The organism is Halobacterium jilantaiense, from assembly GCF_900110535.1.
GTDB classification, from domain to species: domain Archaea; phylum Halobacteriota; class Halobacteria; order Halobacteriales; family Halobacteriaceae; genus Halobacterium; species Halobacterium jilantaiense.
The window spans coordinates 2,120,691-2,145,636 of sequence record NZ_FOJA01000001.1; the positions used below are offsets into that span (position 1 = coordinate 2,120,691).

The window sequence follows — 24,946 nt, forward strand, 5'->3', positions numbered from 1 at the left end:
CACCCTGATACGCCCGATAGGCTCTGCCAGCGTGTTCAAAATCCCCAATACTAACGTACTCCCGTTCGCAGACGGACTGCGACGCTCTTAAACCGCCCGGGGCGGTAGTTCTTGGGTAGTGACCGAGGCTCTCGACGTCGTGGAGTTCCTGTTGACGGCTCGCGTCTACGACCGCCACCAGGACTTAGACGAGAACGACCTGCCGCCGGCGCATCGGAGCGCGCTCTGGGGAGACGACGGCGTCCCCCGGCCGCCACAGACCACCGAAGACGCGACCCGCGAAGCGACCGGCGTCGACAACCCGTGGGACGCCGTCTCCGGGCTCATGTTCACCGACCGGGACGCGTTCGCCGGGAACGTCTCGCTGGTGGACGACGACATGGCCATCGACTGGTACGTCGAGCGCGCCGACGCCGACCGCGTCCGCGACAACCCCGTGCTGGCGTTCGTCTTCGGCGACGAGTTCGGCGTCGACTACGAGGCCGCGCGGGACGCGAACCGCTCCGTGCAGGCCGACCCGCAGTGGATCGACGGCCTGCTGGAGGAGTACTTCGACGAGGACGACGAGGAGATGCTGGACCTCGTGGAGGTGCGGTCGCCCGCCGAAATCGAAGTGACCCTCGACGACATCGTGCTCACGGAGGAGCAGGAGGAGGAGATGTCGAAGGTGGCGAAGGCCATCGAGCACCGCGACTACCTCGCGACCATCGGGCTCAGCGAAATCGGGAAGCTGCTGTTCGTCGGCCCGCCGGGCACGGGGAAAACGTCGACCGCTCGCGGGCTCGCCCACCAGCTCGACCTGCCGTTCGTCGAAGTCAAGCTCTCGATGATCACGAGCCAGTACCTCGGCGAGACGGCGAAGAACGTCGAGAAGGTCTTCGAGGTGGCGAAGCGCCTCTCGCCCTGTATCCTCTTCATGGACGAGTTCGACTTCGTCGCCACGACGCGGACCGGTGACGAGCACAACGCCATCAAGCGCGCCGTCAACACGCTCCTGAAGAGCATCGACGAGGTCAGCCTCGTCAACGACGACGTGTTGCTCATCGGCGCGACCAACCACCCGGACGAACTGGACGCCGCGGCGTGGCGGCGCTTCGACGAGATTCTCTCGTTCCCGCGGCCGGACGAGCAGATGCGCGCGGACATCATCTCGCTCGTCACCAGCGAGGTCGACGTCGCGGACTTCGAACCCGCGGAGATTGCCGCCGAGACGGACGGGCTGACCGGCAGCGACCTCCGGCTGGTGCTGCGGGAGGCCGTCCTCGACGCGCTCGTGGAGGACCGCACCGAACTCACCCAGGACGACCTCATGGCCGCCATCGAGGACTTCGAGGACCGCGACCACCTCCGGAACCTCGACACGCTGGAGGACGCGCTCGACGAGGATCACGACGGCCACGACCACGCGGACCACGACCACCCGACGCCCGAATGAGGGTGACGCTGCTCGGCACGGGCGACACGACCGGCACGCCGACGCCGGACTGCGACTGCGACACCTGCCGGGCCGCCCGCGACCGCGGCGTCGAACGCACCCGCTTCTCCGTCCACGTCGAGGACGAGGCATCGGGAGACGCGCTGCTCGTGGACTTCAGCCCCGACTTCCGGCACCAGTTCCTCCGCGAGGACGACGCCCACCTCCCGGACGCCGGCATCGTGACCCACATCCACTTCGACCACCTCGACGGCCTCGGGAACGCCTACCGGCTGTTCGACGACCTCCCCGTGTACGCCGCCGACGAGACAGACCCGGTGACCGGCGAGTCTGTCGCGGACACCGTCGCGTCGAAGTACGACTACCTCGCTCCGCTGGACACCCACCCCGTCTCGCCGCTCGAACCGTTCGAGGCGGCGGGCTTCGAGGTCACGCTCGTCCCCGTCGACCACCCGCCGCTGGTCTGTTACGGCGTCGTGATAGAGCGAGACGGCGCGACACTCGCCCTCTCGGGGGACACCACCTACGACATCCCCGAGGCGTCTCTGGACGCGATGCGAGACCCAGACCTCCTGCTCGCGGACGGCATCGTCCCCGCGAGCCTCGCGGACTACCACCCGAAGGGCGGCCGGCACCTCGACAGCGACGGCGTTCCGCGGACGTTCGGCACGAAACACATGACCCGGGAGGGCGCGCTCGCGCTCGGCGACGACCTCGACGCCGACGAAACGAAGGTCGTCCACGCCGCCCACTACTACCCGGAAGACGAAGCCTTCGCCGACGAAATCGCGGTCGACGGCGAGACGTTCCGACTCTGACTGGCGGCCGCCCTCTCACGCTGTGGCGTCGCCCGTCTCGCGACTCTCTCGGCCGTACGCGACGCCCGTCGCGAAGCCGAACACGACGAACCCGAATCCGAACAGCAGCAGCCACGGCGGCGCGTCCGCGTTCGCGAGGCCGAGCAGCCCGAACGTGAGGCCGCCGCCCAGTGCGCCCGCGGTCCAGTCGGGTCGCGACCGCTCGCGCCCCCAGACCACGTCGGGGTGGGCAGCCACGTAGTAGCCAGCGCCGGCGTACAGCGCTGGAATCGCGACTGCGGCCGTCGGCGGCGTGTCGAGGAGCACCGCTGCCGCGGCCGCGGCGAGCCCACTCAGCACTGCCGCGGCGCGGCGGCGAACGCGACTCATACGCGTCACTACGGCTCTGCCGACTTCAAACGTCGGTCGCGCTCACACCGGCTGCGAGGCGCGACTCAGAACTGGTCGAGGCCGGCCTGCCGCCGCCGGCCGCCCGCGTCGCGCTCCCAGGGCGTCCTGCGCTCGCGCTCGGCGTCGAGGTCAACGTCGGGCGCGTCGGCGGCCTCGAAGCCCGGGCACTCGTCGCCGCACTCGCTGGCTGGGTCGACGACGCGCCCGAAGTGCTCGCAGCACGGGAGCGGGGTGTCGCCGTCGCCCGTGGACACGCGAGCGCAGGCCGGCAGGTCGAACGTCCGCCAGCCCTTCCCGTAGGCGCGCTCGACGACGCGGCGGCGCTGGCGGGCCTTCTCGCCGGCCGTCACCGGCCGGACGTCGGTGCGCGCCGCGTGTTCGTCCAGCACCTCCAGTCCCGGACCAGTCGAGTCGAGCCGTTCGGGGGCGCGAATCACCTCGACTGGGTCCTCCCGATCGAAGTCCACGCGCCACACTCCCACGTCGTCGGGGAGTCGGTTCAGGTGGGCGCGCGTCACGTGGCTCTCGGTCGCCACGACGGCGTAGTCGAGGACCCCGAGGCTCGCGTCGTGGCGCATCTGGCGTTCGAGGTCGCCGGGCCGCCCGAGGTCGGGCTTGTTCTCCACGCCGATCAGGCCGCCCACCCAGTCGGGGTAGCGCGTGGTCTGCCGGACGACCTGCTGGCCGTCTCGGCGCGTCACGTCAAGGAACCCCGTCTTGGCCCCGGCGTCGGCCAGCGACCGCGCGCGCTCCGGCGGTCCGTCGAAGACCCGGGTCACGCGCTCGTACTCGCCGATGGGTACGTCCGTATCGAGGACTGCGGGCGGGACGGTGTCGCTGGTGAGCGCCACGCGGTCGCCGAACTCCGGGCCCGGGAGCACGCAGACGGTGTCGACGATGCGGCCCCCGGAGGCGTGTACGCTCGTCCCGAGCTGGCGAGACACGACGCTGGCGTCGCCGACGCCCGGCACATCCGCTGTCTCGAGGTGAGCGCACAGCCGCAGTTCGAACGCGTACTCTCGCACTGGACTGCCGTAGGCGGGCTGTGCGGTTAAATCGTCGGCAGCCACAGTACGCTGCCGCCGGGGGCCGGCAGCGGCTCTGACGAACGCGAGAACCGGGCGTCGTGGCGTCGCCTCCGTAACAGTAGGTTTATCAGTCGTTCGGGGCGAAATTCACGCAAGATTACTCTGTGAACATGGCAGATGAACACCGACAACCGGAGGTGAATATCGGACTGGTCGGGCACGTCGACCACGGGAAGACGACCCTGGTCCGCGCGCTCAGTGGCGAGTGGACAGACCAGCACTCCGAGGAGATGAAACGCGGCATCTCCATCCGCCTCGGGTACGCCGACGCGACGCTGCGTCGGTGCCCTGACTGCGAGGAGCCGGAGTGTTACACGGTCGCGGAGACGTGCGACGAGCACGACACCGAGACCGAAATCGTGCGGACGGTGTCGTTCGTCGACGCGCCGGGCCACGAGACCCTGATGGCGACGATGCTGTCGGGCGCGGCGCTGATGGACGGCGCGGTGCTCGTCGTCGGCGCGAACGAGCCGGTGCCCCAGCCCCAGACCGAGGAGCACCTCATGGCGCTGGACATCATCGGCATCGAGAACATCGTCATCGCGCAGAACAAGGTCGACCTCGTGGACGCCGACGAGGCCCGAGAGAACTACGAGGAGATCAAGGAGTTCGTCGAGGGCACCGTCGCGGAGGACGCGCCCATCGTCCCCATCTCCGCCGAGCAGGAGATCAACGTCGACCTCGTCATCGACGCCCTCGAATCCGAGATTCCGACGCCGGACCGCGACCCGACGGCGGACCCCCGGATGTACGTCGCGCGGTCGTTCGACATCAACCGCCCCGGCACGAAGTACGGCGGGCTGATGGGCGGCGTGCTCGGTGGCAGCCTCGTGCAGGGCGAACTCGAACCCGACGAGGAGATCGAACTCCGCCCGGGACGTGAGGTCGAGGAGGGCGGCCAGACCGAGTGGCGGTCCGTGAGCACCGACATCCGGAGCATTCAGGCCGGCGGCGAGTCGGTCGACAGTGCCTCGCCGGGCGGGCTGCTCGGTGTCGGCACGGGGCTCGACCCGAGCCTGACGAAGGGCGACGCGCTCGCCGGACAGGTCGCCGGACCGCCCGGCACGCTGCCGCCGACGTGGAACTCCTTCGAGATGGAGGTCGACCTCCTGGAGCGCCTCGTCGGTGCCGAAGAGGGCGAGGAGATCGAGAACATCTCGACCGGTGAGCCGCTGATGCTCACCGTCGGCACCGCCACCACCGTCGGCTCGGTGACGAGCGCGCGCGGCGGCGAGTGCGAGGTCGCACTCAAGCGCCCGGTCTGTGCGCCCGCTGGGGCGAAAATCGCCATCAACCGCCGGGTCGGCGCGCGCTGGCGGCTCATCGGCGTCGGGACGCTGACGGAGTGATGCGGGTCGCCATGGACGCCAACGCGCTGATGCTGCCGGTCGAGCAGAACCTCCGGCTCTTCGAGGAGCTGGACGGCCTGCTCGGCGACTACGACGGCGTCGTCCCCCAGTCCGTCCGCGAGGAGCTGTCGGAGCTCCGCGCGGGCAACGGGGAGACGGCGACGGCGGCGAGCGTGGCGGCGGACCTGGCAGACCGGTGTGACACCGTCGAGACGGAGGAATCGTACGCGGACGACGCGCTCCACGCGCTCGCGGCGGGCGGCGACGTGGACGCTGTCGCGACGAACGACGGCCCCCTGAAAGAGCGCGTGCTCGACGCGGGCGCGCCGGTAATTCATTTAAGGGGTCGGACGCAACTGACTATCACTCGACCATAGATGTACAAGCGAGCACGGCTGAAAGACACGATTGAGGTCCCACCCGAGCACCTCGGGGACGTCGGTCCGGACCTGGTGAAGCGACTGCTACAGGACAAACTCGAAGGGCGCATGGACGAGGACGTCGGCAGCGTCGTCACCGTCACCGAGGTCCACGACCTCGGCGAGGGCGCGGTGCTGCCGAACCGTCCGGGCGTCTACTACGAGGCGGAGTTCGACGCCGTCACGTTCGAGCCCGAGATGCAGGAGGTCGTCGACGGCGAGGTCGTCGAGGTCGTCAGCTTCGGCGCGTTCGTCGGCATCGGGCCCGTTGACGGTCTGCTGCACGTCTCCCAGATCAGCGACGAGTACCTGGCCTTCGACGAGGAGAACCAGCAGCTGGCCTCCCGAGAGTCGAACCAGATTCTCGGCACGGGTGACGCGGTGCGGGCGCGCATCGTCACCAAGAGCATCGACGAGCGCAACCCCCGGGAGTCCAAGATCGGGCTCACGGCGAAACAGCCCGGCCTCGGGAAGCACGGCTGGCTCCGCGAGACCCGCGAGCAGGAGCAAGCCAGCAGCGAGGGCCAATAGATGGCGTCGAACCGACTCGCGTGCCACGACTGCCACCGCATCGTGGAGCCCGACGAGGAGCGGTGTCCGCACTGCCAGTCGAACAGCCTCACCGAGGACTGGGCGGGCTACGTGGTCGTCACGCACCCCGAGGAGTCCGAGATCGCGGAGAAGATGGAAGTCAGTGAGGCGGGCGAGTACGCGCTGAAGGTCCGCTGAGCGTGAGCGACGCGGTCGCCACCCTCCCCGAGGAGGCGCGGGACGCGTTCAAGGACCCCGTTGGTCCGGTCTACACGGCCGCCGAGCGCCTGCTGGCGGACGCCGGCAGCCCGATTGTCACCGTGGGCGACGTGGTGACGTACCATCTGGTGGCGGCCGGACACACGCCGAAGGTCGCGGTAATCGATGGGCGGACGGAACGCGAGGCGGTCACCGACGAGGTCAGCGAGGGGCTGCCGCCCGCGGACGTCTCGGTGGCGAGCGATCCGGCGACGGTCTCCCGGGACCTCCTCGACGCGCTCGTGACGGCCATCGACGGCGACGGCGAGACGGTCATCGAGGTCGACGGCGAGGAGGACCTCGCCGTGGTCCCTGCGGTGCTGGCGGTGCCCGAGGGCGCGAGCGTCGTCTACGGGCAGCCCGGCGAGGGAATGGTGCTGGCGACCGTCGACGCCGACCTCCGGTCGCGGATGCGTGAACTCGCCGAGCGCCTCGAGACGACCGAGGCGTTCTGGCGGCTCGTGGACTGAGGCGGCGTGTCGAAATGCTTTTACAGATTTCGCGCGCAAGTACGTCATAACTGACCATGGAAATCGAGATTCTGGGGCAGGAGGACAACCCTCTGCTCCACCGGACCGAGGTCGACTTCGAGATCGTTCACGAGGACGCCAGCCCGTCGCGGCTGTCCGTTCGCGACAGCCTCGCGGCGAAGCTGGACAAGGACTCCGAGGAGGTTGTCGTCCAGAAGCTGGACACGAAGTTCGGGATGCGGAAGACCCGCGGCGAGGCGAAGGTCTACGACTCCCCGGCGGAGGCCGCCGAAATCGAGCACGACCACATGCTCGAACGGAACAAGATCGGCACCGAGGAGGACGCCGACGCGGAGACGGAGGAGGCCTAAAGATGGCGCGCGGCGACTACTACAACGACGACGGCACCACCGAGAAGGACATGTGCCCGCGCTGCGGCGACACGTTCCTCGCGGACCACGGCGACCGGCAGGTCTGTGGGAAGTGCGGGTTCACCGAGTGGGAGTAGCGACGTAGATGCGCGTCGTCGGCGTCGAGGGCACCGCGTGGTGCGCGAGTGCAGCGCTGTACGACGCCGACGCTGATTCTGTCGTCATCGAGTCTGACGCGTACCAGCCGGACAGCGGCGGTATTCACCCGCGTGAGGCCGCCGAGCACATGCGGCAGGCGATTCCCCGAGTAATCGAGACGATTCTCGACGAGGCGGACGGTGACGTGGACGCGGTCGCGTTCTCCCGGGGGCCGGGCCTCGGCCCCTGCCTGCGCATCGTCGGGTCGGCGGCGCGCGCGCTCGCTCAGACGCTGGACGTGCCGCTGGTCGGCGTCAACCACATGGTGGCCCATCTCGAAATCGGGCGTCACGGGTCCGGGTTCGACGCGCCGGTCTGCCTGAACGCGAGCGGCGCGAACGCGCACGTGCTCGCGTACCGGAACGGCCGGTACCGCGTGCTCGGGGAGACGATGGACACCGGCGTCGGCAACGCCATCGACAAGTTCACGCGGCACGTCGGCTGGCAGCACCCCGGCGGCCCGAAGGTCGAGGCCCATGCGGCGGACGGCGAGTACACGGAGCTGCCGTACGTCGTGAAGGGGATGGACTTCTCGTTCTCGGGCATCATGAGCGCCGCCAAGCAGGCCGTCGACGACGGCGTCCCCGTCGACGATGTCTGTCGGGGGCTGGAGGAGACGGTCTTCGCGATGCTCACGGAGGTCTCGGAGCGCGCGCTCGCGCTGACGGGTCGCGACGAACTCGTCCTCGGTGGCGGCGTCGGGCAGAACGACAGGCTCCGGTCGATGCTCGCGGAGATGTGCGAGGCGCGCGGCGCGGAGTTCTACGCGCCCGAACCCCGGTTCCTGCGGGACAACGCCGGAATGATTGCGGTGCTCGGTGCACGGATGGCCGAAGCCGGCGACACCCTCGACGTCGACGACTCCGCTATCGACTCGCACTTCCGGCCGGACGAGGTGCCGGTGACGTGGCGCGCGCCCGAGGCACCGCCGGCCCGCGAGGGGGCGGTCCGGCAGGGCGCGGAAGCCACCGTCACCATCGAGGCCGACCGCGTCGTGAAAGAGCGCGTCCCGAAGCGCTACCGCCACGAGCGACTGGACGACCGCCTGCGGCGGGACCGCACCGTCCTCGAAGCCCGGTTGACGAGCGAGGCGCGGCGGCAGGGCGTCCCGACGCCGCTCGTCTGGGACGTCGACGTTCCCGAGGCGACCATCGAACTCCAGCACGTCGGCGACAGCGACCTCCGGGACGCCCTGAGCGAGCAGCGGGTCCGGGACGTGGGCCGGCACCTCGCTGCGATTCACCGCGCCGGGTTCGTGCACGGCGACCCGACGACGAGAAACGTCCGGGTGGGTCCGCAGGACCCACCGAACGAGCGAACGGGGAGCAAAGCGACCCGTGAGCAACGGGTGGGTCCCGAAGACGACCGCACGTTCCTCATCGACTTCGGGCTCGGCTACTACACGGACGACGTGGAGGACTACGCGATGGACTGCCACGTCTTCGAGCAGAGCCTCGCGGGCACCGCGGACGACGCGGACGCGCTCGTGGCGGCGTTCGAGCAGTCCTACCGGACAGTCGGTGATTCGGCGGTGCTCGACCAACTGCGCGCCATCGAGGGTCGCGGGCGGTACCAGGACGACTGAGCCGGGCCGCGGCCGACGCGACCCGACTTGAGCCCCAACTGATATGACCGCCGGCGTCGAAGTGAGGGTATGGCCGAGAAACCCACCAGTGGGGAACTGTTCGGGGTGCCGTACAACTTCGAGCGCCCGAAACTCTCGAAGATGCTGTCGTCGTACTGGCAGCCCGGCGAGGGGATGCTCGTCGAGAAGCCGTTCGGCGTCGGCTACACGCTGAACCTCGCGAACTGGCGGTCGTGGATCGTGCTTGCGGTCGCGGGTGTGCTGCTCTACCAGCAGCAGGGGTCCGACGAAGACAGCGACGAGTCGGCGGTCGACGAGGCCGTCGAGGTCGTCGTCGACGACTAACCGACGCCATCTTCTCCCCGGAGTAAGAGTGCTCGGGCATGAGCACGCTCCGGTTCGTCACGACGAACGCCGGGAAGGTCCGGGAAGCCGAGGAGTACCTCGCGGGCCTGCGCAGCGTCGAACAGTTCGATTACGACTACACGGAAGTCCAGAGCGACGACCTCGCGACCATCGCCGCCGAGGGCGCGGCCGAAGCCTACGAGGCCAGCGAGGGCGACGCGCCCGTCATCGTCGACGACGCGGGGCTCTTCGTCCGGGACCTAGACGGCTTTCCGGGTCCGTACTCAGCGTACGTGGAGGACACGCTCGGCGTCGAGCGCGTCTGGGAGTTGGCCGAGGACCTCGACGACCGCCGGGCCGCGTTCCGCTGTGTCGTCGCGTACACGGACGGCGAGACGACCGAGACGTTCGACGGCGCGGTTCAGGGTACTATCGTGGCACCCCGGGGCGACGGCGGCTTCGGCTACGACCCCATCTTCGAGCACGACGGCGCGACGTTCGCGGAGATGGAGACCGACCGGAAGAACGCGTTGAGCCACCGCGGCCGCGCGCTCGCGAAGCTCGCCGACTGGCTCGCCGACGGCGACACCTGATTACTCGCGGGGGTCGCGGTCGGGGCCCGGGTACTCGCCGCCGACGACAGTCGGGTACAGTCGCTCGGGGTCGAACAGCCGCGCGAACGCCGCCGGCGACTTCACGCTGACGTCCGCTCTCTTCGAGAGCATAGCGCCCGTCGCTGCGGACTGTAGCCGTCCGTCCATCGAGAGCACGTGGGCGGCGCTGCCGTGGACGGCGGCCGACAGCGCCGGGTGGTCGCCGTCCGGGTGGTCCACGACCGTCGCCAGCGCCTCGATGGTCTCGCGCCAGTCGCTTGCGAGGTCGTCGTCGGCGAGCGCGGCGACGACCGCTTCGGCGTCGTTGAGCAGTGGTTCGCTGGCGACGAGTGTCACCCAGTCGTGGGCGCGCACCACGTCCATGGCGTCTCGGGCGTCGCCGTCCACGAACAGGTCTGCGGCGAGCACGTCGGCGTCCGCTGCGAGCGCGGCGGGGTCGGGGCCGTCGCCGCTCGCGTCGCTCCGTCCTGCGTCAGTCATCGCTGCGGCGGTTCGCGAGCGCGTCCTGAACGTCCCCGACCGTCACACCGGCGTCCGCGGCTCGGTCGAAGAGCGCCCGCCAGTCGTGGTCGGGCATCACTTCGTCGCTGCCATCAGACGCCGGGTCTCCTCGCGGTACTCGTCCGGCGTCAGCCCGAGGTCGACGTCGACAGTGACGGTGATTGCGTCCGAGAGGTCGCGGGTCACGGTGTCGGCGTAGTTCTCGTCCGGGTAGGCACCACCGGCGACGACGACGTAGTCGCCCTCGTTCCAGACCGCGACATCGCCGGCCACTTCGATTGCACCGACGTCGAGCGCGAACGTCTCACCGTCCGTGTCGAACTCGATGGTGCCGACTGGGAACTCGCCGCGGTACGTCGCCAGTCCCGGGTTCTTCCCGGAGTCCGTGGTGAACTCGGCCTCGCCGACGCGCTCGACGTTCTCGAGGCCCTGGTCGCGCATCTGCTGTTCGAACTGCGAGCGGGCCTGGCTCTCCACTTCGTTGACGACCTCCTTCTTGCCGATGTCCGCCGGGAGGTTGTTGAGGTTCGGGTCGAAGTTGATGTGTGAGGCCGCGTAGATGGCCATCGTCCCCTCGATGCGGTCGAGGGTCTTGTCCGTGACCTCCGACGCGAGCGCCGTGTCGCTGAACAGCAGCGTGGTGGACTTCGCGGTGACGTTCACGGGGCCGTAGGACCGGTCGAGAACCGTCTCCTCGGTGCGGTCGGTCTGCTCCCAGCCGCCCTCGTCCAGCTGCTCGTCCGGGACCTCGGGCGGCGCGACCGTGCCGAGCGCGTTCGTACAGCCAGCCAGAGCGCCGAGCCCGACGACGCTCGCTCCCCCGATGAATCTGCGGCGGTTCATACACCTCTCTCCGTCGCTGCGCGCGTATGGGTGTTTTGGCCGGTGTAGGCCGTGCAACACGATGGTCTGTGTGTTCAGTCGACCGCCCCGGTCACTGGGTCGACGGCCTCACAGCGCGTCGTCGACAAGCGCGGCGAGGTCGGCCGCGGTGTCGTCGTCGACCGGGCGGTGCGGCGAGCGCACGGTGCCCGCGGGCGCGCCGCGGGAGCGCATCGCGGCTTTGAGCCCGGCGACGCCGTGGCCGGCCGTGACGGCGTGGTTGAGGTCGACGGCCGCGCGGTTCAGGTTACGTGCGCGGTCGTCGTCGCCGCTGCGGTGGGCGTCCAGTATCTCGCTGGCGACTTCGGGCGCGACGTTCGCGAGCGCCAGCACGCCGCCGTCCGCGCCGGCGTCCAGCGCGGGCGCGAACACGCCGCCGCTGCCGACCAGGAGGTCGAAGTCAGCGTCGGCGGTGCGAGCGCGCGTCCGCTGGAACGCGGCGAGGTCGCCCCCAGAGTCTTTCATTCCGGCGACGTTCGGGTGGTCGGCGAGGTCACCGGCCACCGCGGGCGGAAGCGTGTAGCCGGTGTACTTCGGGACGCTGTAGAGAAAGACCGGAATCGGGGCGTCGTCCGCGACTGCCCGGTAGTAGGCGGCCACGTCGTCGTCGCCGTGGTCGAAGTAGAACGGCGTGACGACGAGCGCGCCGTCGGCACCCGCGCCGGCCGCGCCCTCGGTAAGTTCGAGGGTCTCACGGAGACCGGGCGCACCCGTCCCGGCGAGCACGGGCACGTCGTCCGGCGCGGCGTCCGCGACCGTCTCGACGACGGCCGTGCGCTCGTCGGCCGTTAGCAGTTCCGCCTCGCTGTTCGACCCGCAGGGGACGAGAAAGTCCACGCCCCGGTCGGTCACCCACTCGGCGAGCGCGCCGAGCGCGTCGTGGTCCACGTCGCCGTCGTCGTCGAACGGTGTCGCCAGCGGTACGCCGAGTCCCTGCATGGGCCACCCATCGACCCGCCGCCCGATGACGGTTGTGGTCGGCCGAACGTCTGACGCGGATTTAAGTACCGACAGCGAAACCGGCCGAGTGGACGCGCGACTCCTCCTCCCCCCGCGCGTCCGGCACTCTCCCACTCCCGCTTTCGATGTGGACCACGCCCGGCAGCGCTGCCGCTGCCGGGCCATACACACGCGGAGAACGACTGCGACGCGGTTCGGCTCCGAGCGGCCGCTACGTCACCGTTCGAGGATGGTGCCGCCCGCGCCGACGGCGAGTTCGATGCTGCTGTCGACGGGCGTCACGGCCGTGAGGTTCTGGCCGGTCGGCGTCGCTTCCCGCGTCCAGCCGGCGCTGTCGCGGCGGTAGACCGCGCCGCCACCGCCGACCGTGAGCGCGTCGACGCCGTCGGCCTCCACGTCGCGCAGGCCGGCGTCGCCGGTGTCCTCGGGCGTCCACGACGAGCCGTTCCAGTTGTGCACCACGCCGCCGCCCGCGGAGACGGTGACGTCGCCGTCGCCGTCGCTGTCGACGCCGTAGAAGTTCACGTTCGCGTTCTCGATGCCGAGCTTCTCCCACGTCACGCCGTCGTCAGTGACGAAGACTGTCTTGTTGCCGTCGACGGCGTGCCCGGAGCGCGGGCCGTGGAAGTCGATGGCGTTGACGGCGCTCCCGCTCCCGGGCGTGACGTAGTCCCAGGTGCCGGTCGCGCCGTTCTCGAAGCTGTAGTATATCTTCCCCGAGTCGCCGGCGACGTAGACGTTCGCCGAGCCGGCTTCGCCCCGGACGGCGACCCCGTTGAAGTTGTTCGTGATGTCCATCGGCGCGGAGTGGCTGTACAGCGTCCGCGCGGGGATGTCGTACTCGCCGATAGCGCCGGAGGACCCGGCGAACCAGAGGCGGTCGCCGTCGTCGGTGACGTCCAGCCCGTGGAGGCTGTTCCCGTTGCCCGTCGGGCCGCCGTCGAGGAGCTTCCGCCAGCCGCGGTCCGTGCGCTCCAGGACGACGCCGCCGGCACCGACGGCGTACGCACCGTCGGCCGCGTAGGCGACGTCGTAGAGGGTGTTCCCGGTCGGGGTTTCTGCGACGGTCCAGCTGTCTCCGTCGGCGGCCGATACTGTCAGGGGGACGCCTGCGAGCGCGGCGGTCGCAGCGCCAGCGCCGCGCAGGAACGTCCGTCGTGTGTGGTCGGTCATTGGAATCGACCCGGGTGAGCCTGGGAGCGACACGAACTTAATACCGTCTTCGGTCGAACTGAGATAAACCCAGTTCAGGCGAATCAATCGGGTTCTGTCCTTGCGGTGGGGTCGAAACCCGGGTTGGGTCGCCGTGGCGACCCCCGCTGCCCGTAGCTTTACAACTGCGCGAGCCCCCCGTACAGGTAATGGCCGCCTCGGGACCGTCAGACGACCGCAGCGTCCCAGATCTCGACGCACTCGCCCAGGACGCGGAGTTCTTCCGCTCGCTGGTCGACAACGGGTCGGACGCCATCGTCACTATCGACGAACACAGCACCATCCGGTACGCCAACCAGGCGGTCGAGCGCGTCTTCGGGTACGCACCGGAGGACCTGATCGGCGAGAAACTCACCGCTGTCATGCCCGAGCGATTCTGCGCCGACCACTTCGACGCCGTCGACCGCTACCTCGACACCGGCGAACGCCAACTCGACTGGAGCAACATCGAGTTGCCCGCCGAACACGCCGACGGCCACGAGATTCCGCTCTCGATCACGTTCGAGGAACACGTCCACGAGGACGACCGCGTGTTCTCCGGCATCATGCGGGACATCTCCGCCCGGAAGTCCTACGAGGAGACGCTCGAATCCCTCCAGGCCACGGCGCGAGCGCTGATGGAGGCCCGCACCAGTTCGGCCATCGGCGACTGCGCCGTGGACGCCGCCGTCGACGTCATCGGCTTCCCGCTGGCCTCCCTGTACCGCCACGACGCCGCCAGCAACGTGCTGCGACCGGCCGCACAGAGCGACGACGCGGTCGACCTCTTCGGGGAGGCACCGACGCTCGCGGACGGCAGCCTCGCGTGGCAGGCGTTCCAGTCCGGCGACCCGGCGGAGTACCACGAGGACGACGACCGCGACGTCCCCGTCCACCGCCCCGACGGGCCGGTCGCCGCCGAGTACGCCGTCCCGCTCGGCGACCACGGCGTCCTGCTCGTCGCGGACACCGACACCGCCAACTTCGACGACCACACGAAACACCTCGTGCGCATCCTCGCGGCGAACACGGAGGCCGCGCTCGCCCGCGCCGAACGCGAAGCCGAACGCGAACGACAGAACGAGCGCCTCGAACGGTTCGCGAGCATCGTCTCCCACGACCTCAGAGACCCCATCCAGTCCGCCCGGGCCACCACCGCGCTCGCGAAAGCCGGCGACGAGACGGCTCTCGACGACCTCGAAACCATCTTCGACCGCATGGAGGAACTCGTCGAGGACGTTCTCACGCTCGCCAAGCACGGCCAGGCCGTCGGCGAGACGGAGCCGGTCTCGCTGGCAGCGGTCGCCGACGACGCGTGGTCGACCGCCGGCACCGACGACGCCACGCTCGACGTCGACCCCGACCTCCCGACGCTGCAGGCGGACGGCGAACGCCTCCGCACACTCCTCGAGAACCTCTTCCGGAACTCGGTGACACACGGCGGTGACGCCGTCACGGTCACGCTCGGCCCCACCGACGACGGCTTCTACGTCGCCGACGACGGGGCCGGCTTCGGCGACGCCGACCCCGAACAGCTCTTCGACTACGGCTACACGACCAGCGAGGACGGCACGGGCTTCGGCCTGAGCATCGTCCGGGACGTCGTCACGGCCCACGGCTGGACCATCGAGGCGTCCGAATCCGCGGCCGGTGGAGCCCGCTTCGACGTTCACCCGAGGTGACTACACATGGACTCACGCACACCCGACGACACGGACACCGCGACGACTACGGACACCGACGACCGCCCGGTCGTCCTCGCTGTCGACGACGAACCACGCGTCGTCGAGGCGTTCGCCCTCTGGCTGGAGGACGACTACCGCGTGCTGACCGCCACCAGCGGCGAGGAGGCCCTCGAGGTGGCCGACGACAGCGTCGACGTGGCGCTGCTCGACCGACAGATGCCGGGGACGACCGGCGACGAGGTCCTCGAAGAACTCCGGAACCGGGGACTCGACTGCCGGGTGGCGATGGTCACCGGCGTCGACCCCGACTTCGACATCGTCGAGTTGCCCTTCGAGGAGTACGTCCAGAAGCCCGTCGACGGCGACGCGCTCCACGACGTGGTCGGCCGCCTGCTCGACCTCGAACAGTACGACGACTCCGTCGACGACCTCTACGCGGTCGTCCAGAAGCGCGTGACGCTCGAAGCCGAACTCCCCGACTCCGCGCTCGAAGACAACGACGAGTACCAGCGACTCCGCGACCGCGAACGCGACCTCCAGAACGAGACCCAGTCGGTCATCGAGGACCTCGACGACGACGAGTTCGCGAAGCTCTTCTAGCCCATCCGCGTCAGCAGGTCTTCGACGTACTCCGGCACCGCGACGTCCGCCAGCGCCCCGGTCTCGTCCCAGGACGCCACGACCTCGTAACTGCCGTCGCGGTCGAGGTCGAGTTCCCACTTCGTGCCGTCCTCGTCGGTCACCTCCACGCGCGCCCCGCCGGACTCCAGCGGATGCTGGGGCGCTATCTCCACCGTGTTCCCGTTGTAGGCTTCGACGGTTTCCGCGTCCATGGACGGGAGTACGTCGCCCCGGTACTTGAGGCTTCGAGGACGCTGTGTCACTTCACCAGCTCCCAGACCTGCACGTCGTCCCCGTCACCGAGCGGCTGTCCGTCGAACCCACCGTTGACCGTCCACTCGGTGAACGGGGACTGTCGGGCGAGCAACTCGACCTGCTGGGCTGGCAGGTGCGAGAGTACGAACTCGTCTCGGGCGACGACCTCGCCGCCAGCGTCGCGGAGCTCCTGTTCGGTGCGGTAGGTCTGTGCCGTCTCGTCGGCGAGTATGGCCCGCGACCGGCCAGTCAGCGTCTCGTCGCCGTACTCGAACTCCCGGACACTGTGCCACTCACCGAACGACTCCGCGACAACCTCGTAGCGAGGGACGTAAACGTCGAACAGCAGGCGACCGCCGTCGGCCAGCACGTCGTACAGCGAGCGCAGCGCCGCGAGCTGGTCGTCAACGGTCTGGAGGACGCACATCGAGTTGTACGGCACTACTGCCAGCTCGTACGTCCGGTCGGCCCCGACCGTCCGCAGGTCCGCCTGCCAGACCGCCGGCGACAACCCCTCTCTGGCCGCCTGTTCGCGGAGCAGTGACAGCATCGGGGTGGACGCGTCGAAGCCGTCGGCGTCGACGCCCTGTCGACAGAACTCCAGATAGAGCCGGCCGCTCCCGCAGGCTCCCTCCAGTACGGGTCCGTCAGCCGCCGTCGCCGCGCCGACGTAGAACCCCTCATCGCCCACGTCACCGTAGTCGTGGGTGGCCTCGTAGAACGCTGCCAGCGGTGCAGAAAACCCCTCTGGTTCGCTCACTTCGGGTTCGTCGGAGCGACGCAGTATAAGCGTTGCCGGGGGTTCCGCGATTCGACACTCGTTTCGGTTCCGTAGAGATGAAACTCCACGATTTGTCGCTTCGCAGGAAGAGCCTAGGCCGGAATTTGAATCCGGGGTCTCGTCCTTACCAAGGACGCGCTTTACCGCTAAGCTACCCAGGCACGCATTCCGAGAAAGGTTCGGGAGTAACTTTAGGCGTTTCGATTCAGCGGTCGCCGACGGACGGCGTGCCGACCCGGTCGTCCCCCGTCTGGGTGCCGACTCGCGCCATCACGTCCTCGACGCCCTCCGGGAGCGCGTCGCCGGAGTCCGGCAGCGGCGGTTCGCCGTGGTTGTCGGCGAGGCCCACGAGGTACTGCCGGAGCGGCACCGGCGCTTCGGAGCCGGACGTCGAACCGCCGGCGATGGCGGCGAGCTCGAAGACGTTCGCCTCCAGGCCGCGGTCGGTCGGCGTGCGGTCGGCGTGCTGGTCGGTCTGCTCGCGGCCGAACGCCCGAACGGTCTCGACGGCCTGCTCGGCAGCCTCGGTGCGCGCGAGCAGCCGGAATCCCCGTGCGACGAGCACGTCGGCGGCGAGGATGTCGAGGTCGGCCGTCGGGTCGTCGGCGTCGGCGTGCGTCCACGGCTCGGCGGCGACCAGCGAGCGCGTGACGCGCAGCCCGTCGTAGATGAGCTGCACACCGGCTGCTCGTCGGGATGCGGCGTGGTCGTCGACCGCACCGTCGACGACGCGGGCGCTGAGAACGGTCAGGACGCCCGGAAGCATCGAGGACGACGCGACGTGGTCGTCGATGACCGCCCGGAGCCCGTCGGGTTCGACGTCCGCGACGGCCTCTCTGGCGGCGGCACTTACCTGCTCGGCCTCGTCCATCTTGGTCGGACTAGCGGTGGCAACGGCAAAGACCTTTGGAAACCACACCTAGCCACCGGCATGCTCTCGGTGACCGACGGCGACCACCTGCGCGAGATTCTCCTCGACCGGCCGGCCAAGCGAAACGCTCTCACGCGCGACGGACTGGACCGCCTCCGAGAGTGCGTCGAGTCGGCCGCCCAGCCCGTCGTCTACGTCCACGGTGCTGGCGACGCGTTCAGCGCCGGTGCCGACCTCGACACAGTCCAGCGTCTGGACGGCGAATCCGGGCAGGCGTTCGCCCGCCGCGGCCAGCGCACGATGAACGCTATCGCGGACGCCGACAGCGTCGTGGTCGCGGGCGTCGACGGCCCCGCCCGGGGTGGCGGCGTCGAACTCGCGCTCGCCTGCGACGTCCGCGTCTGCACGCCGCGCGCGTCGTTCGCGGAGACCGGAGTCACTCTCGGCCTGTTCGGTGCCTGGGGCGGCACCCGGCGGCTCCGGCAGGCGGTCGGCTCCACGCACGCCGCCGACCTCTCGCTCTCGGGTCGAGCCGTCGACGCGGACGAAGCCCGAGAGATGGGGCTGGTCTCCCGGGTCGTCGACGACCCGCGGCGGGTCGCCGAAGAGATTGCGGCCAACGACCCGGACGCGCTCCGAGAACTGACGCCGCTGCTGCGGGTGGACGGCGACCGGGAGACGACCGACGACCGCGAAGCGGCGGCGTTCGGCCGACTGCTCGACGAATAGCGGCTCTCCGGCGTTACGGCGCTGGCGGCATCGCGCGCTTGTGCTCGCTCGCCTCGTAGAGCTCCCGGACGGTCTCGACCACGGTCGCGTCGACGCCGAGGTGGTCGGCCGTCGCGCTCGCCGGGACGCCGCCCTCGACGTGGACGGCGAGCACGGCGTCGATGACATCGTAGCCGACGCCGAGTTCGCCCTCGTCGGTCTGGTCGGCCCACAGCCCCGCGGTCGGCGCTTTCGTCACGAGGTCCTCGGGGACGCCGAGGTCGCGGGCGAGCTGCCGGACCTGCATCTTGTAGAGATTCCCGATGGGGTTGCAGTCGACGGCCTGGTCGCCGTACTTCGTGTAGTAGCCCGTCATCGCCTCCGCGCGGTTCCCCGTCCCCAGCACGAGGCCCTGCTCGTGGTTCGCGACGAAGTAGTTCAGGACGGCTCTCGTCCGCGCGCGAGCGTTCCCGACCGCGAGCTCGTCGTCGGCCGCGTCGGGGTAGATGTCTGCGAGCTGGTCGACGAACGGGTCGATTTCGACGACGTCGTACTCGATGCCGAGGTCCTCGGCGACGCGCTCGGCGTCGCTCATGTTCTCGTCGCTGGACACCGCGCCCGGCATCACGAGTCCGTGCAGGGCGTCCGCGCCGAGTTCGTCGACGGTCAGGTGCGCGACGGTCGTCGAGTCGATGCCGCCCGAGAGCCCGAGCACGCAGCGCTCGGCACCCGCGGCGTCGACAGTTTCTCGAACGAACGACTGGATGCGGTCTCGACGGTCCGCGAGTTCGGCGTCCGAGAAGCGAAGGTCGAGCGGCTCGACGGTCTCTGGGGCACTCATCGCCCCTAGATTCGGCGCACCGCGACTAAAACCCCCGCGCCCGGGCGAGAAACTTGGACGAACGTCCACTCCGCGAAGCGCTACGTTCAAGTGCAGGCGCAGACAAATCCCGGTCGCGCGCTGGTGGTGAGCGGACCCGACGGGTTCGCGAGGTACAGCGCAAGTGCAACGGGCGCTGGTGGTCTAGTGGTAGGACATGAGCTTCCCAAGCTCATAGCCCGGGTTCAATTCCCGGCCAGCGCACTCCCCTGAAACTCGAACCGACCAGCGACGGCTGTGTCGCTGTTCGTTCGATTCGTCACGTGGCTTCGCGAGGGAATTGAGCCCTGCCAGTCGCGCGCAGCGAACACAGTGAGCGAGCACGTCTGGCTCTGGTTCAATTCCCGGCCAGCGCACTTCGCAATCTCACTTCGTTCGACAGCTCGTGCGCTGCCGACGTCTCGTTCGCTCCGCTCACGAGATTTCCGGAAGACGCGTAGCGTCTTCCGACGTTCGCAGTCCTGCGGACTGCTCACTCCCGGCCAGCGCACTCCTCTGGAACTCGAACCGCCAGCGACGGCCGTGTCGCCGAACGTGGACGCGGACGGACACTGCCTCGCGAGGGCTCGCGGCCGGTCAGAACACCAGTAGCTCTGCGACGACGGCTCCGAGGACGGCGAGCACGGCGAGCGCGAAGCCGGTGCGTTTGACGCGCCAGCCGTATGCGTCGAGGTCGTCGTCGTCGGTGCCGAGGATGGTGACGAGCCGACTCGGGTGTCGGAATGGGCTGGGCGGCCGTGGTTCGCGGACGCGGGCGCGGACGCGACGGTACTCCCCGAACGACCAGGTGAGATACAGCACGACGCCGAGCACGAGGAGCCCCAGACCGCCGGCCAATCCGAAGACGGCGAGGCCGGCCGGGTCGGTGGGTTCCGACTCCAGCGTCGGGGACGCGCCCGGCGCGCCACCGCCGGCGGCGAGGAGGATGCCGACGAGCGCGAGCACCGAGACGAGCACCAGCACCGGTCCGGCGACCATCAGGCGCTTGCTCGCGGTGTTGACGGCGTTCCGGTCGACGCCGAGCAGCGTCCCGGCGTCCGCGTCGGTCGACTCTCGCTCCGGCCGGAGGTCGGTGTGCTGTCCGGGGTCGCGTGCGCCGATGGCGTTCAGTGCGACCAGCGCGAAGACGACCGCGCCGCCGCCGACGAACACGAACGGACCGGAGGTCGTCTGGCGCTCCAGGAACGCCTCGCCCGGGGCAGACGGGTCGACGTACGCGGTCACGGTCGCGTTCGGCTCGTAGGGTTCGAGGACGGCTTCGGCGTCGCTCCGGGAGTCGTACTGGCGACTGATGCTCCCCGGGAACACGCGGTCGCTCGTGTACTCCGTGCCCTCGTAGCGGTAGGTGAACTCGACGTCGAACCCGTACTGGATGCCGCTGCGACGGCCGCCGCTGTCACTTTCGACAGCCGCCTCGTGGATGGTCGCGTCGACGGCCACGGCGTCCTCGACGGCCGCCGACTGCTGGACGTAGTCGTACCCCCCGTAGCCGGCGCAGGCGGTCGCGAGCAACAGCGCGACGACAGTCCACTTCGTGACCGTGACTGGCGTCTCGCCGACGGTGAACTGCATCCTACGCGCTGCTGACAGCGCCGACGGCATAATATCTGGCGGACCGTGTCACGCCACGAAACTCCGCCTGCAGCCGCCAGCGCTCGCGAACCCGGAACGTTCTTTGTGCGAGGCGAGCGAAACCGGGCCGTGTCACTCGACGCTCCGGCCGCCCGAGAGTGCGTGCTGACAGAACACGCGGACGTCGTCGCGGCCGTCGGAGAGAGTGCGGACGCGGTCGAGCGCGCCGCGCAGGGAGATGCTGGGGACTGCTTCGAAACCGGTACCGCGCTCGCCGACGCGTTCGAGTCGACGCTCGCCGAGCGCGGCGTCCTCAGTCGGCTGCCGGGCGTGCTCGTGGCGGCTGTCGAGGCCGCGGGCGGAGCGCTGTCGGCAGCGCCGGTGGCAGCGCCGCCGTACGTCACCGTAACGGGCCGCGGGCCGGTGCTGCGCGCGACGCTCGACGGTGGCCGGCTCGTCGTCGAACTGCAGGCGTTCCGGCTCACGAACCAGCACCGCTACGAGCGCCGGGGCGACGTGGCCGTCGACGCCGTGGTCCGCTGAGCCGGCTACGCGTAGTGCGTCTCCAGGTACTCGACGATGTCGTCGCTGCCGTACAGCGCCTCCTCGCGGTCGGTGTCGACGAGGTACGGGATTTCGTCGTCCCCACCGGCCTGAAGTTCGTCGTGGGTGCGTTCGTTCGTGACGTCGCCGCCCTCGTCGCCGGGGAGCCGGGGGTTGTGGGCGACGTATGAGACTCCGAGATCTGAGAGCGTCTCGCGGACGGTCGCGGAGTACGGGCAGCCCTCCGACTGGTAGAGTTCCAGCACACCAGACCGTTCGACGGCCAGCCACGTAAGCGTCAGCGGACGGCTGGATACGTCTCCCGCTCGACCCACTCGTGCAGGCGGGCAGCGCCGTCCTCGTCGTACCGCAGGGGGCGACGCCACCACGGTCCCTTCCCGGAGTCCGACGACCACTCGGTGACCGCGCGGTTCGCGTCGACGCCCCGGGCCCCGCTGAGCGGGACGGCACCGTCGTACAGCCGCGAGTCGTCGGTGCCGGCGAGCATCACGGCGGCGTCGAAGGGGTCCCGCCGCAGGTGGGCGTTCCCCGCGAACGCCACCTGCTCGTCGTCCGGTAGGGCGGTGAACTCGTCGCCCGTGAGGGGGTCGCGGGCGAGCGTGAACTCGCCGAGGAGGTACGCGCCCCAGTCCGGCGGCATCCAGTCGGCGGGCTCGTCCGGGGCGTCGAGTGTCGCGTAGAAGTAGACGCGGTCGCCCGCCGCCAGGTCGAGCAGCGGCCGGGCCTTCACGCCGTGAGGGTCGCCGTACGTGTAGCGCTCACAGCAGGGGTACTCGGCGAACGACGGGTCGAGGTGGACGGGCGTGTCGCGGCTGTCCTCCGGCACGTCTGTCGGGAGGTCGAGGTCAGCGTACGTGGGGGCGTTGCCGGCCGTCGGCTGGCTCTCCGGGATGGGGACGTAGACGAACGAGCCGTCGGCTCGTAGTGGGCCGCGGAACCCCGGCTGGTTCGTGTTCGCCGCGACGTTGACGGCGACGGCCCGCGTCACGGTCCCAGGCTACCCACGCAGCGCCGACAGAAGTCGTAGCAGACCTCGTTCTCTGCGCCGCAGGCCGGGCACAGCATTGCCTCCGGGTCGTCGGGTTCGCTCGTGAGGTCGACCGGGTGGCTCTGGTCGCGGGGCGCGGTAGCGTCGGAGACGCCGACGTTGCCGCTCTGGATGCGCCGCCACACCACGAACTGGAGCGCGGCCACGAACAGCATCGCGAGCACGAACAGCCCCCACTCCATGCGTGTCACTAACACGCCCTCGGTCTTGAGCTTTCGGTTGCTCACGCGTCCGGCGGCGACAGGTCGCGGCCGAACTCGTCGTACGCGTCGAGGTCCGCCGGCAAGTCGTCGTCGAGCCGCCGCTGGTCCTGGTTGCGCTCGCCGGCGTCCGACAGCGGCGCGGCGACCGACTCCCAGCCCGGCTTCACGCGGACGCTCTCCGCCGGACTCCCGACGGCGATGTGGTGGTCCGGCACGTCGCCCTGGACGACCGACCGGGAGCCGACCAGCGCGTTCTCGCCGACGCGGACGCCGGCCCGCACGAGCGCGCCCTGCGTGACGCGGGCGTCGTCGCCGATTTCGGTGCGGTAGTTCGTCACCTCGGTCTGGTCGACGACGTCGTGATCGTGTGTGTAGACGTGCGCGCCGTCGCTGACGCTCGCGCGGTCACCGACCACGAGCTCGCCGCGGTCGTCGAGGTGGACGTCGTCGTGGACGACGACGTCGTCCCCGAGTTCGATGTTGTGACCGTACGTCATCGAGATGCCCTTGAACAGCCGGACACCCTCGCCGACGTCCGCGAACAGGTGGTCGGCGAGCATCCGGCGGAACGACAGCGCGAACTCGACGTTGTCCGCCAGCGGCGTGCCGTCGAACTGCCGCCACAGCCACTGCAGGGGCTTCGAGCGCGCGAACGCGTCCTCGTCTTTCTCCGCGTAGTACTCCGATTCGAGGGTGGCGTTCCGCGGGTCGAAGTTCGCCAGCCGCGCCGCCGCGGTCGGCGACACGTCGGCGTCGTCGTCCAGCCAGGCCTCGTAGGCGTCCCGCGCCCCGTGGAGGTCCACGAGCGTCTCCGTGACGGCGTCGGCGAGCTCGTCGGGCGTCTCGGCGACGGACAGCCGCTCGTCGACGTCCGACACGAACGCCCGCCGGGTCGCCTCGGCGTCTGCGGGCAGCGAGACGTGTCGCTTGGTCATGTCCCGTAGTGGACTGCCGGTACGGATAGTGGTTTTCGTCCCGACGGCTCCCGCCGGTTACGCGTCGTCACCGGCCGCCAGGTCGCCCAGCGACCACACAACCGTCAGGGCGACGACGGCGAGACCACCGAACACGAGAACCGCGACGAGCGTCGAGAGGTACTGGTTGCCGTACTCGTGGAAGCCCAGGGCGAGCACGGCGACGAGGAGGCCGGCCACGAGCCAGGTCAATCTGTCGAGTCTGCGCTGGAGGGCGTCGTCCATGCCCGTGGCTGTCGAATCCACTCGACTAAAACGTTCCCCAGTCGCTGGAACCGTCGGCGCTAAGTGGCAGAACGCCCAACTCGGAACCATGCAACATCGGGAGCTCGGTGACTCCGGCGTCGAGGTCAGCGAAGTCGGGTTCGGCGCGTGGGTCGTCGGCACGGACTGGTGGGGCGACCGCGACGAGGACGACGCCCTCGAGATGGTGGAGTACGCGCTCGACCACGGCATCACGTACTTCGACACGGGCGACGTCTACGGCCACGGCCGCAGCGAGGAACTGCTCGGCAAGTCCCTGGCCGAGCACGGCGACGAGATGACGGTCGCGACGAAGGTCGGCTACGACTTCTACAACAACCCCCAGGCGGGCCACGGCGAACTCCCGAAGGAGATGTCCGTCGACTACCTCCGGGACGCCGTCGAGAAGTCCATGGACCGCCTCGGCGTCGACCACGTCGACGTCCTCCAGCTCCACAACCCGGACGTCGACGAACTCACGCCGGACGTCCTCGAACTGCTGGACGAGCTCCGCGAGGACGGCCGCGCCGACGCAATCGGCGTCGCGCTCGGCCCCTCCATCGGCTGGCTCGCCGAGGGCGACCGCGCCATCGAGGAGGCGTTCGACTCCGTGCAGTACGTCGGGAACATCCTCGAACAGGACGTCCACAACCACTTCGTGGACACCGTCCGCGAGCAGGACGCGGCCACGTCCCTGATTCCGCGCGTCCCGCACTCCTCCGGTCTCCTGAACGAGCAGGTCACGCCTGACACCGAACTCGGCGAGGGCGACCACCGCGGCTTCCGGCCCGAGGAGTGGTACGAGACGGGCTGGGAGAAGGTCGACGCCCTGCGCTTCCTCGAACGGGATGGCGTCCGCACGATGGGGCAGGCCGCAATCCAGTGGCTCCTCAGCTTCGACGAGGTCGCGACCGTCACGCCGACGTTCCGCTCGAAGGCCGACATCGAGGAGTGGTCGAACGCCTCCGAGACGCCCGCGCTCAGCGACGAGGAGCGCGAGCGCGTCGCCGACCTCTACGCCGACAACTTCGGCGTCGACCGCTTCGACGGCATGGAGAACGAGGACTACCGGACGAGCGTCGACGGCGACGACCTCCGGGACGCCGGCATTCTCGGCTCCGCCGACTGAGGCACCG

The 24,946-nt window shown here is 69.6% G+C and carries 33 protein-coding genes and 2 tRNA genes; 18 read left to right on the plus strand and 17 right to left on the minus strand.

Annotated elements, in window-relative coordinates; genetic code table 11:
• Window positions 1-118 precede the first annotated feature (118 nt).
• Window positions 119-1,435 (plus strand): ATP-binding protein, encoded by a 1,317-nt coding sequence (locus BMW35_RS10870; RefSeq protein ID WP_089669461.1) that lies wholly within the window; start codon window positions 119-121, stop codon window positions 1,433-1,435.
• Window positions 1,432-2,253 carry an MBL fold metallo-hydrolase gene (locus tag BMW35_RS10875; protein ID WP_089669462.1) on the plus strand — a complete coding sequence of 274 codons (822 nt, stop codon included), beginning with the start codon at window positions 1,432-1,434 and terminating at the stop codon, window positions 2,251-2,253. The genes BMW35_RS10870 and BMW35_RS10875 overlap by 4 nt, the downstream gene beginning before the upstream one ends.
• Before the next feature lie 15 nt (window positions 2,254-2,268).
• Here the strand turns inward: BMW35_RS10875 and BMW35_RS10880 are convergent, their stop codons facing one another.
• Window positions 2,269-2,622, minus strand: a complete 354-nt coding sequence (locus BMW35_RS10880; RefSeq protein WP_089669463.1) for a hypothetical protein — start codon at window positions 2,620-2,622, stop codon at window positions 2,269-2,271.
• A 65-nt stretch (window positions 2,623-2,687) separates the two neighbouring features.
• A complete protein-coding gene (locus BMW35_RS10885; RefSeq protein WP_089669464.1) occupies window positions 2,688-3,668 on the minus strand; it encodes a DUF5787 family protein in 981 nt (326 codons plus the stop codon).
• A 173-nt stretch (window positions 3,669-3,841) separates the two neighbouring features.
• Between BMW35_RS10885 and BMW35_RS10890 the strand changes: the two genes are divergently transcribed.
• From BMW35_RS10890 to rdgB, 10 genes are all read left to right on the plus strand, one after another.
• Window positions 3,842-5,080, plus strand: coding sequence for a translation initiation factor IF-2 subunit gamma (locus BMW35_RS10890; RefSeq protein WP_089669465.1), 1,239 nt, complete (start codon window positions 3,842-3,844; stop codon window positions 5,078-5,080).
• Between the two features lie 11 nt (window positions 5,081-5,091).
• Window positions 5,092-5,457 carry a twitching motility protein PilT gene (locus BMW35_RS10895; protein WP_177170825.1) on the plus strand — a complete coding sequence of 122 codons (366 nt, stop codon included), beginning with the start codon at window positions 5,092-5,094 and terminating at the stop codon, window positions 5,455-5,457.
• The gene (locus BMW35_RS10900; protein ID WP_089669467.1) at window positions 5,458-6,030 is read left to right on the plus strand and encodes a DNA-directed RNA polymerase; all 573 of its coding nucleotides are present in this window, start codon (window positions 5,458-5,460) and stop codon (window positions 6,028-6,030) included.
• On the plus strand, window positions 6,031-6,228 hold the full coding sequence (spt4, locus tag BMW35_RS10905) for a transcription elongation factor subunit Spt4 (RefSeq protein WP_089669468.1): 198 nt from the start codon (window positions 6,031-6,033) through the stop codon (window positions 6,226-6,228). It begins immediately after the preceding gene.
• A 2-nt stretch (window positions 6,229-6,230) separates the two neighbouring features.
• Window positions 6,231-6,758 (plus strand): GTP-dependent dephospho-CoA kinase family protein, encoded by a 528-nt coding sequence (locus BMW35_RS10910; protein WP_089669469.1) that lies wholly within the window; start codon window positions 6,231-6,233, stop codon window positions 6,756-6,758.
• A 56-nt stretch (window positions 6,759-6,814) separates the two neighbouring features.
• Window positions 6,815-7,129: a 30S ribosomal protein S24e gene (locus BMW35_RS10915; protein WP_089669470.1), complete on the plus strand. Its 315-nt coding sequence runs from the start codon at window positions 6,815-6,817 to the stop codon at window positions 7,127-7,129.
• A 2-nt stretch (window positions 7,130-7,131) separates the two neighbouring features.
• Complete coding sequence (locus BMW35_RS10920) at window positions 7,132-7,266, plus strand: 30S ribosomal protein S27ae (RefSeq protein ID WP_089669471.1); 135 nt, start codon at window positions 7,132-7,134, stop codon at window positions 7,264-7,266.
• A gap of 8 nt (window positions 7,267-7,274) precedes the next feature.
• A complete protein-coding gene (locus BMW35_RS10925) occupies window positions 7,275-8,912 on the plus strand; it encodes a bifunctional N(6)-L-threonylcarbamoyladenine synthase/serine/threonine protein kinase (RefSeq protein WP_089669472.1) in 1,638 nt (545 codons plus the stop codon).
• A gap of 69 nt (window positions 8,913-8,981) precedes the next feature.
• Complete coding sequence (locus BMW35_RS10930; RefSeq protein WP_089669473.1) at window positions 8,982-9,257, plus strand: DUF5808 domain-containing protein; 276 nt, start codon at window positions 8,982-8,984, stop codon at window positions 9,255-9,257.
• Between the two features lie 38 nt (window positions 9,258-9,295).
• Window positions 9,296-9,850 (plus strand): RdgB/HAM1 family non-canonical purine NTP pyrophosphatase, encoded by a 555-nt coding sequence (gene rdgB, locus BMW35_RS10935; protein WP_089669474.1) that lies wholly within the window; start codon window positions 9,296-9,298, stop codon window positions 9,848-9,850.
• Here rdgB and BMW35_RS10940 read toward each other — a convergent pair whose 3' ends face one another.
• The 4 genes from BMW35_RS10940 to BMW35_RS10955 form a co-directional block, all read right to left on the minus strand.
• Window positions 9,851-10,351, minus strand: coding sequence for a DUF7384 family protein (locus tag BMW35_RS10940; RefSeq protein WP_089669475.1), 501 nt, complete (start codon window positions 10,349-10,351; stop codon window positions 9,851-9,853).
• Window positions 10,352-10,447: 96 nt separating this feature from the next.
• Complete coding sequence (locus tag BMW35_RS10945) at window positions 10,448-11,215, minus strand: DUF6517 family protein (protein ID WP_089669476.1); 768 nt, start codon at window positions 11,213-11,215, stop codon at window positions 10,448-10,450.
• Window positions 11,216-11,323: 108 nt separating this feature from the next.
• Window positions 11,324-12,193 (minus strand): dihydrodipicolinate synthase family protein, encoded by an 870-nt coding sequence (locus BMW35_RS10950; RefSeq protein WP_089669477.1) that lies wholly within the window; start codon window positions 12,191-12,193, stop codon window positions 11,324-11,326.
• Window positions 12,194-12,430: 237 nt separating this feature from the next.
• Window positions 12,431-13,387 (minus strand): sialidase family protein, encoded by a 957-nt coding sequence (locus BMW35_RS10955; protein WP_089669478.1) that lies wholly within the window; start codon window positions 13,385-13,387, stop codon window positions 12,431-12,433.
• Between the two features lie 188 nt (window positions 13,388-13,575).
• Here BMW35_RS10955 and BMW35_RS10960 point away from each other — a divergent pair, with 188 nt between their 5' ends.
• Window positions 13,576-15,087 (plus strand): PAS domain-containing sensor histidine kinase, encoded by a 1,512-nt coding sequence (locus tag BMW35_RS10960; protein ID WP_089669479.1) that lies wholly within the window; start codon window positions 13,576-13,578, stop codon window positions 15,085-15,087.
• A 6-nt stretch (window positions 15,088-15,093) separates the two neighbouring features.
• Window positions 15,094-15,690, plus strand: a complete 597-nt coding sequence (locus tag BMW35_RS10965) for a response regulator (RefSeq protein ID WP_089669480.1) — start codon at window positions 15,094-15,096, stop codon at window positions 15,688-15,690.
• Here the strand turns inward: BMW35_RS10965 and BMW35_RS10970 are convergent.
• From BMW35_RS10970 to BMW35_RS10985, 4 genes are all read right to left on the minus strand, one after another.
• Window positions 15,687-15,923 carry a hypothetical protein gene (locus tag BMW35_RS10970; RefSeq protein WP_089669481.1) on the minus strand — a complete coding sequence of 79 codons (237 nt, stop codon included), beginning with the start codon at window positions 15,921-15,923 and terminating at the stop codon, window positions 15,687-15,689. The two genes, BMW35_RS10965 and BMW35_RS10970, sit on opposite strands and share 4 nt — an antisense overlap.
• Window positions 15,924-15,970: 47 nt before the next feature.
• Window positions 15,971-16,726, minus strand: a complete 756-nt coding sequence (locus tag BMW35_RS10975) for a class I SAM-dependent methyltransferase (RefSeq protein WP_089669482.1) — start codon at window positions 16,724-16,726, stop codon at window positions 15,971-15,973.
• Window positions 16,727-16,836: 110 nt separating this feature from the next.
• Window positions 16,837-16,908, minus strand: a tRNA-Thr gene (locus BMW35_RS10980).
• 44 nt (window positions 16,909-16,952) lie between these two features.
• Window positions 16,953-17,618, minus strand: a complete 666-nt coding sequence (locus BMW35_RS10985) for a DUF7114 family protein (RefSeq protein ID WP_089669483.1) — start codon at window positions 17,616-17,618, stop codon at window positions 16,953-16,955.
• Window positions 17,619-17,678: 60 nt separating this feature from the next.
• Between BMW35_RS10985 and BMW35_RS10990 the strand changes: the two genes are divergently transcribed.
• Window positions 17,679-18,347, plus strand: coding sequence for an enoyl-CoA hydratase/isomerase family protein (locus BMW35_RS10990; RefSeq protein ID WP_089669484.1), 669 nt, complete (start codon window positions 17,679-17,681; stop codon window positions 18,345-18,347).
• Window positions 18,348-18,360: 13 nt separating this feature from the next.
• On the opposite strand, the gene BMW35_RS10995 is transcribed toward BMW35_RS10990, so the two are convergent.
• Window positions 18,361-19,167: an NAD+ synthase gene (locus BMW35_RS10995; RefSeq protein WP_089669485.1), complete on the minus strand. Its 807-nt coding sequence runs from the start codon at window positions 19,165-19,167 to the stop codon at window positions 18,361-18,363.
• Window positions 19,168-19,339: 172 nt separating this feature from the next.
• Between BMW35_RS10995 and BMW35_RS11000 the strand changes: the two genes are divergently transcribed.
• Window positions 19,340-19,410 (plus strand) — tRNA-Gly (locus BMW35_RS11000).
• A 372-nt stretch (window positions 19,411-19,782) separates the two neighbouring features.
• On the opposite strand, the gene BMW35_RS11005 is transcribed toward BMW35_RS11000, so the two are convergent.
• Window positions 19,783-20,778, minus strand: a complete 996-nt coding sequence (locus BMW35_RS11005) for a DUF3592 domain-containing protein (RefSeq protein ID WP_177170826.1) — start codon at window positions 20,776-20,778, stop codon at window positions 19,783-19,785.
• A gap of 129 nt (window positions 20,779-20,907) precedes the next feature.
• On the opposite strand from BMW35_RS11005, the gene BMW35_RS11010 reads away from it, so the two are divergent.
• Window positions 20,908-21,321: a DUF7988 family protein gene (locus BMW35_RS11010; RefSeq protein ID WP_089669487.1), complete on the plus strand. Its 414-nt coding sequence runs from the start codon at window positions 20,908-20,910 to the stop codon at window positions 21,319-21,321.
• 5 nt (window positions 21,322-21,326) lie between these two features.
• Here BMW35_RS11010 and BMW35_RS11015 read toward each other — a convergent pair whose 3' ends face one another.
• The 5 genes from BMW35_RS11015 to BMW35_RS11035 are packed head-to-tail and all read right to left on the minus strand — an operon-like array spanning window position 21,327 to window position 23,792.
• Window positions 21,327-21,587 carry a glutathione S-transferase N-terminal domain-containing protein gene (locus BMW35_RS11015; protein WP_089669488.1) on the minus strand — a complete coding sequence of 87 codons (261 nt, stop codon included), beginning with the start codon at window positions 21,585-21,587 and terminating at the stop codon, window positions 21,327-21,329.
• 32 nt (window positions 21,588-21,619) lie between these two features.
• On the minus strand, window positions 21,620-22,330 hold the full coding sequence (locus BMW35_RS11020) for an Nmad3 family putative nucleotide modification protein (protein WP_089669489.1): 711 nt from the start codon (window positions 22,328-22,330) through the stop codon (window positions 21,620-21,622).
• Entirely contained in the window at window positions 22,327-22,617 is a 291-nt protein-coding gene (locus BMW35_RS11025; RefSeq protein ID WP_245708166.1) for a DUF7577 domain-containing protein, read from the minus strand. Before BMW35_RS11025 ends, BMW35_RS11020 begins: the two co-directional genes overlap by 4 nt.
• Window positions 22,614-23,528 carry an acyltransferase gene (locus BMW35_RS11030; RefSeq protein WP_089669491.1) on the minus strand — a complete coding sequence of 305 codons (915 nt, stop codon included), beginning with the start codon at window positions 23,526-23,528 and terminating at the stop codon, window positions 22,614-22,616. Before BMW35_RS11030 ends, BMW35_RS11025 begins: the two co-directional genes overlap by 4 nt.
• Before the next feature lie 57 nt (window positions 23,529-23,585).
• Window positions 23,586-23,792 (minus strand): hypothetical protein, encoded by a 207-nt coding sequence (locus tag BMW35_RS11035; RefSeq protein WP_089669492.1) that lies wholly within the window; start codon window positions 23,790-23,792, stop codon window positions 23,586-23,588.
• 88 nt (window positions 23,793-23,880) lie between these two features.
• Here BMW35_RS11035 and BMW35_RS11040 point away from each other — a divergent pair, with 88 nt between their 5' ends.
• Window positions 23,881-24,939 (plus strand): aldo/keto reductase, encoded by a 1,059-nt coding sequence (locus tag BMW35_RS11040; RefSeq protein ID WP_089669493.1) that lies wholly within the window; start codon window positions 23,881-23,883, stop codon window positions 24,937-24,939.
• Window positions 24,940-24,946: the final 7 nt, after the last annotated feature.

Bases quoted from the DNA above. Each gene is read 5' to 3' on its own strand.
- BMW35_RS10875 (WP_089669462.1), top strand. From the start codon at position 1,432: ATGAGGGTGACGCTGCTCGGCACGGGCGACACGACCGGCACGCCGACG.
- BMW35_RS10880 (WP_089669463.1), bottom strand. From the start codon at position 2,622: ATGAGTCGCGTTCGCCGCCGCGCCGCGGCAGTGCTGAGTGGGCTCGCC.
- BMW35_RS10890 (WP_089669465.1), top strand. From the start codon at position 3,842: ATGGCAGATGAACACCGACAACCGGAGGTGAATATCGGACTGGTCGGG.
- BMW35_RS10895 (WP_177170825.1), top strand. From the start codon at position 5,092: ATGGACGCCAACGCGCTGATGCTGCCGGTCGAGCAGAACCTCCGGCTC.
- BMW35_RS10900 (WP_089669467.1), top strand. From the start codon at position 5,458: ATGTACAAGCGAGCACGGCTGAAAGACACGATTGAGGTCCCACCCGAG.
- spt4 (WP_089669468.1), top strand. From the start codon at position 6,031: ATGGCGTCGAACCGACTCGCGTGCCACGACTGCCACCGCATCGTGGAG.
- BMW35_RS10915 (WP_089669470.1), top strand. From the start codon at position 6,815: ATGGAAATCGAGATTCTGGGGCAGGAGGACAACCCTCTGCTCCACCGG.
- BMW35_RS10920 (WP_089669471.1), top strand. From the start codon at position 7,132: ATGGCGCGCGGCGACTACTACAACGACGACGGCACCACCGAGAAGGAC.
- BMW35_RS10925 (WP_089669472.1), top strand. From the start codon at position 7,275: ATGCGCGTCGTCGGCGTCGAGGGCACCGCGTGGTGCGCGAGTGCAGCG.
- BMW35_RS10930 (WP_089669473.1), top strand. From the start codon at position 8,982: ATGGCCGAGAAACCCACCAGTGGGGAACTGTTCGGGGTGCCGTACAAC.
- rdgB (WP_089669474.1), top strand. From the start codon at position 9,296: ATGAGCACGCTCCGGTTCGTCACGACGAACGCCGGGAAGGTCCGGGAA.
- BMW35_RS10940 (WP_089669475.1), bottom strand. From the start codon at position 10,351: ATGACTGACGCAGGACGGAGCGACGCGAGCGGCGACGGCCCCGACCCC.
- BMW35_RS10945 (WP_089669476.1), bottom strand. From the start codon at position 11,215: ATGAACCGCCGCAGATTCATCGGGGGAGCGAGCGTCGTCGGGCTCGGC.
- BMW35_RS10950 (WP_089669477.1), bottom strand. From the start codon at position 12,193: ATGCAGGGACTCGGCGTACCGCTGGCGACACCGTTCGACGACGACGGC.
- BMW35_RS10955 (WP_089669478.1), bottom strand. From the start codon at position 13,387: ATGACCGACCACACACGACGGACGTTCCTGCGCGGCGCTGGCGCTGCG.
- BMW35_RS10960 (WP_089669479.1), top strand. From the start codon at position 13,576: ATGGCCGCCTCGGGACCGTCAGACGACCGCAGCGTCCCAGATCTCGAC.
- BMW35_RS10965 (WP_089669480.1), top strand. From the start codon at position 15,094: ATGGACTCACGCACACCCGACGACACGGACACCGCGACGACTACGGAC.
- BMW35_RS10970 (WP_089669481.1), bottom strand. From the start codon at position 15,923: ATGGACGCGGAAACCGTCGAAGCCTACAACGGGAACACGGTGGAGATA.
- BMW35_RS10985 (WP_089669483.1), bottom strand. From the start codon at position 17,618: ATGGACGAGGCCGAGCAGGTAAGTGCCGCCGCCAGAGAGGCCGTCGCG.
- BMW35_RS10990 (WP_089669484.1), top strand. From the start codon at position 17,679: ATGCTCTCGGTGACCGACGGCGACCACCTGCGCGAGATTCTCCTCGAC.
- BMW35_RS10995 (WP_089669485.1), bottom strand. From the start codon at position 19,167: ATGAGTGCCCCAGAGACCGTCGAGCCGCTCGACCTTCGCTTCTCGGAC.
- BMW35_RS11005 (WP_177170826.1), bottom strand. From the start codon at position 20,778: ATGCAGTTCACCGTCGGCGAGACGCCAGTCACGGTCACGAAGTGGACT.
- BMW35_RS11030 (WP_089669491.1), bottom strand. From the start codon at position 23,528: ATGACCAAGCGACACGTCTCGCTGCCCGCAGACGCCGAGGCGACCCGG.
- BMW35_RS11035 (WP_089669492.1), bottom strand. From the start codon at position 23,792: ATGGACGACGCCCTCCAGCGCAGACTCGACAGATTGACCTGGCTCGTG.
- BMW35_RS11040 (WP_089669493.1), top strand. From the start codon at position 23,881: ATGCAACATCGGGAGCTCGGTGACTCCGGCGTCGAGGTCAGCGAAGTC.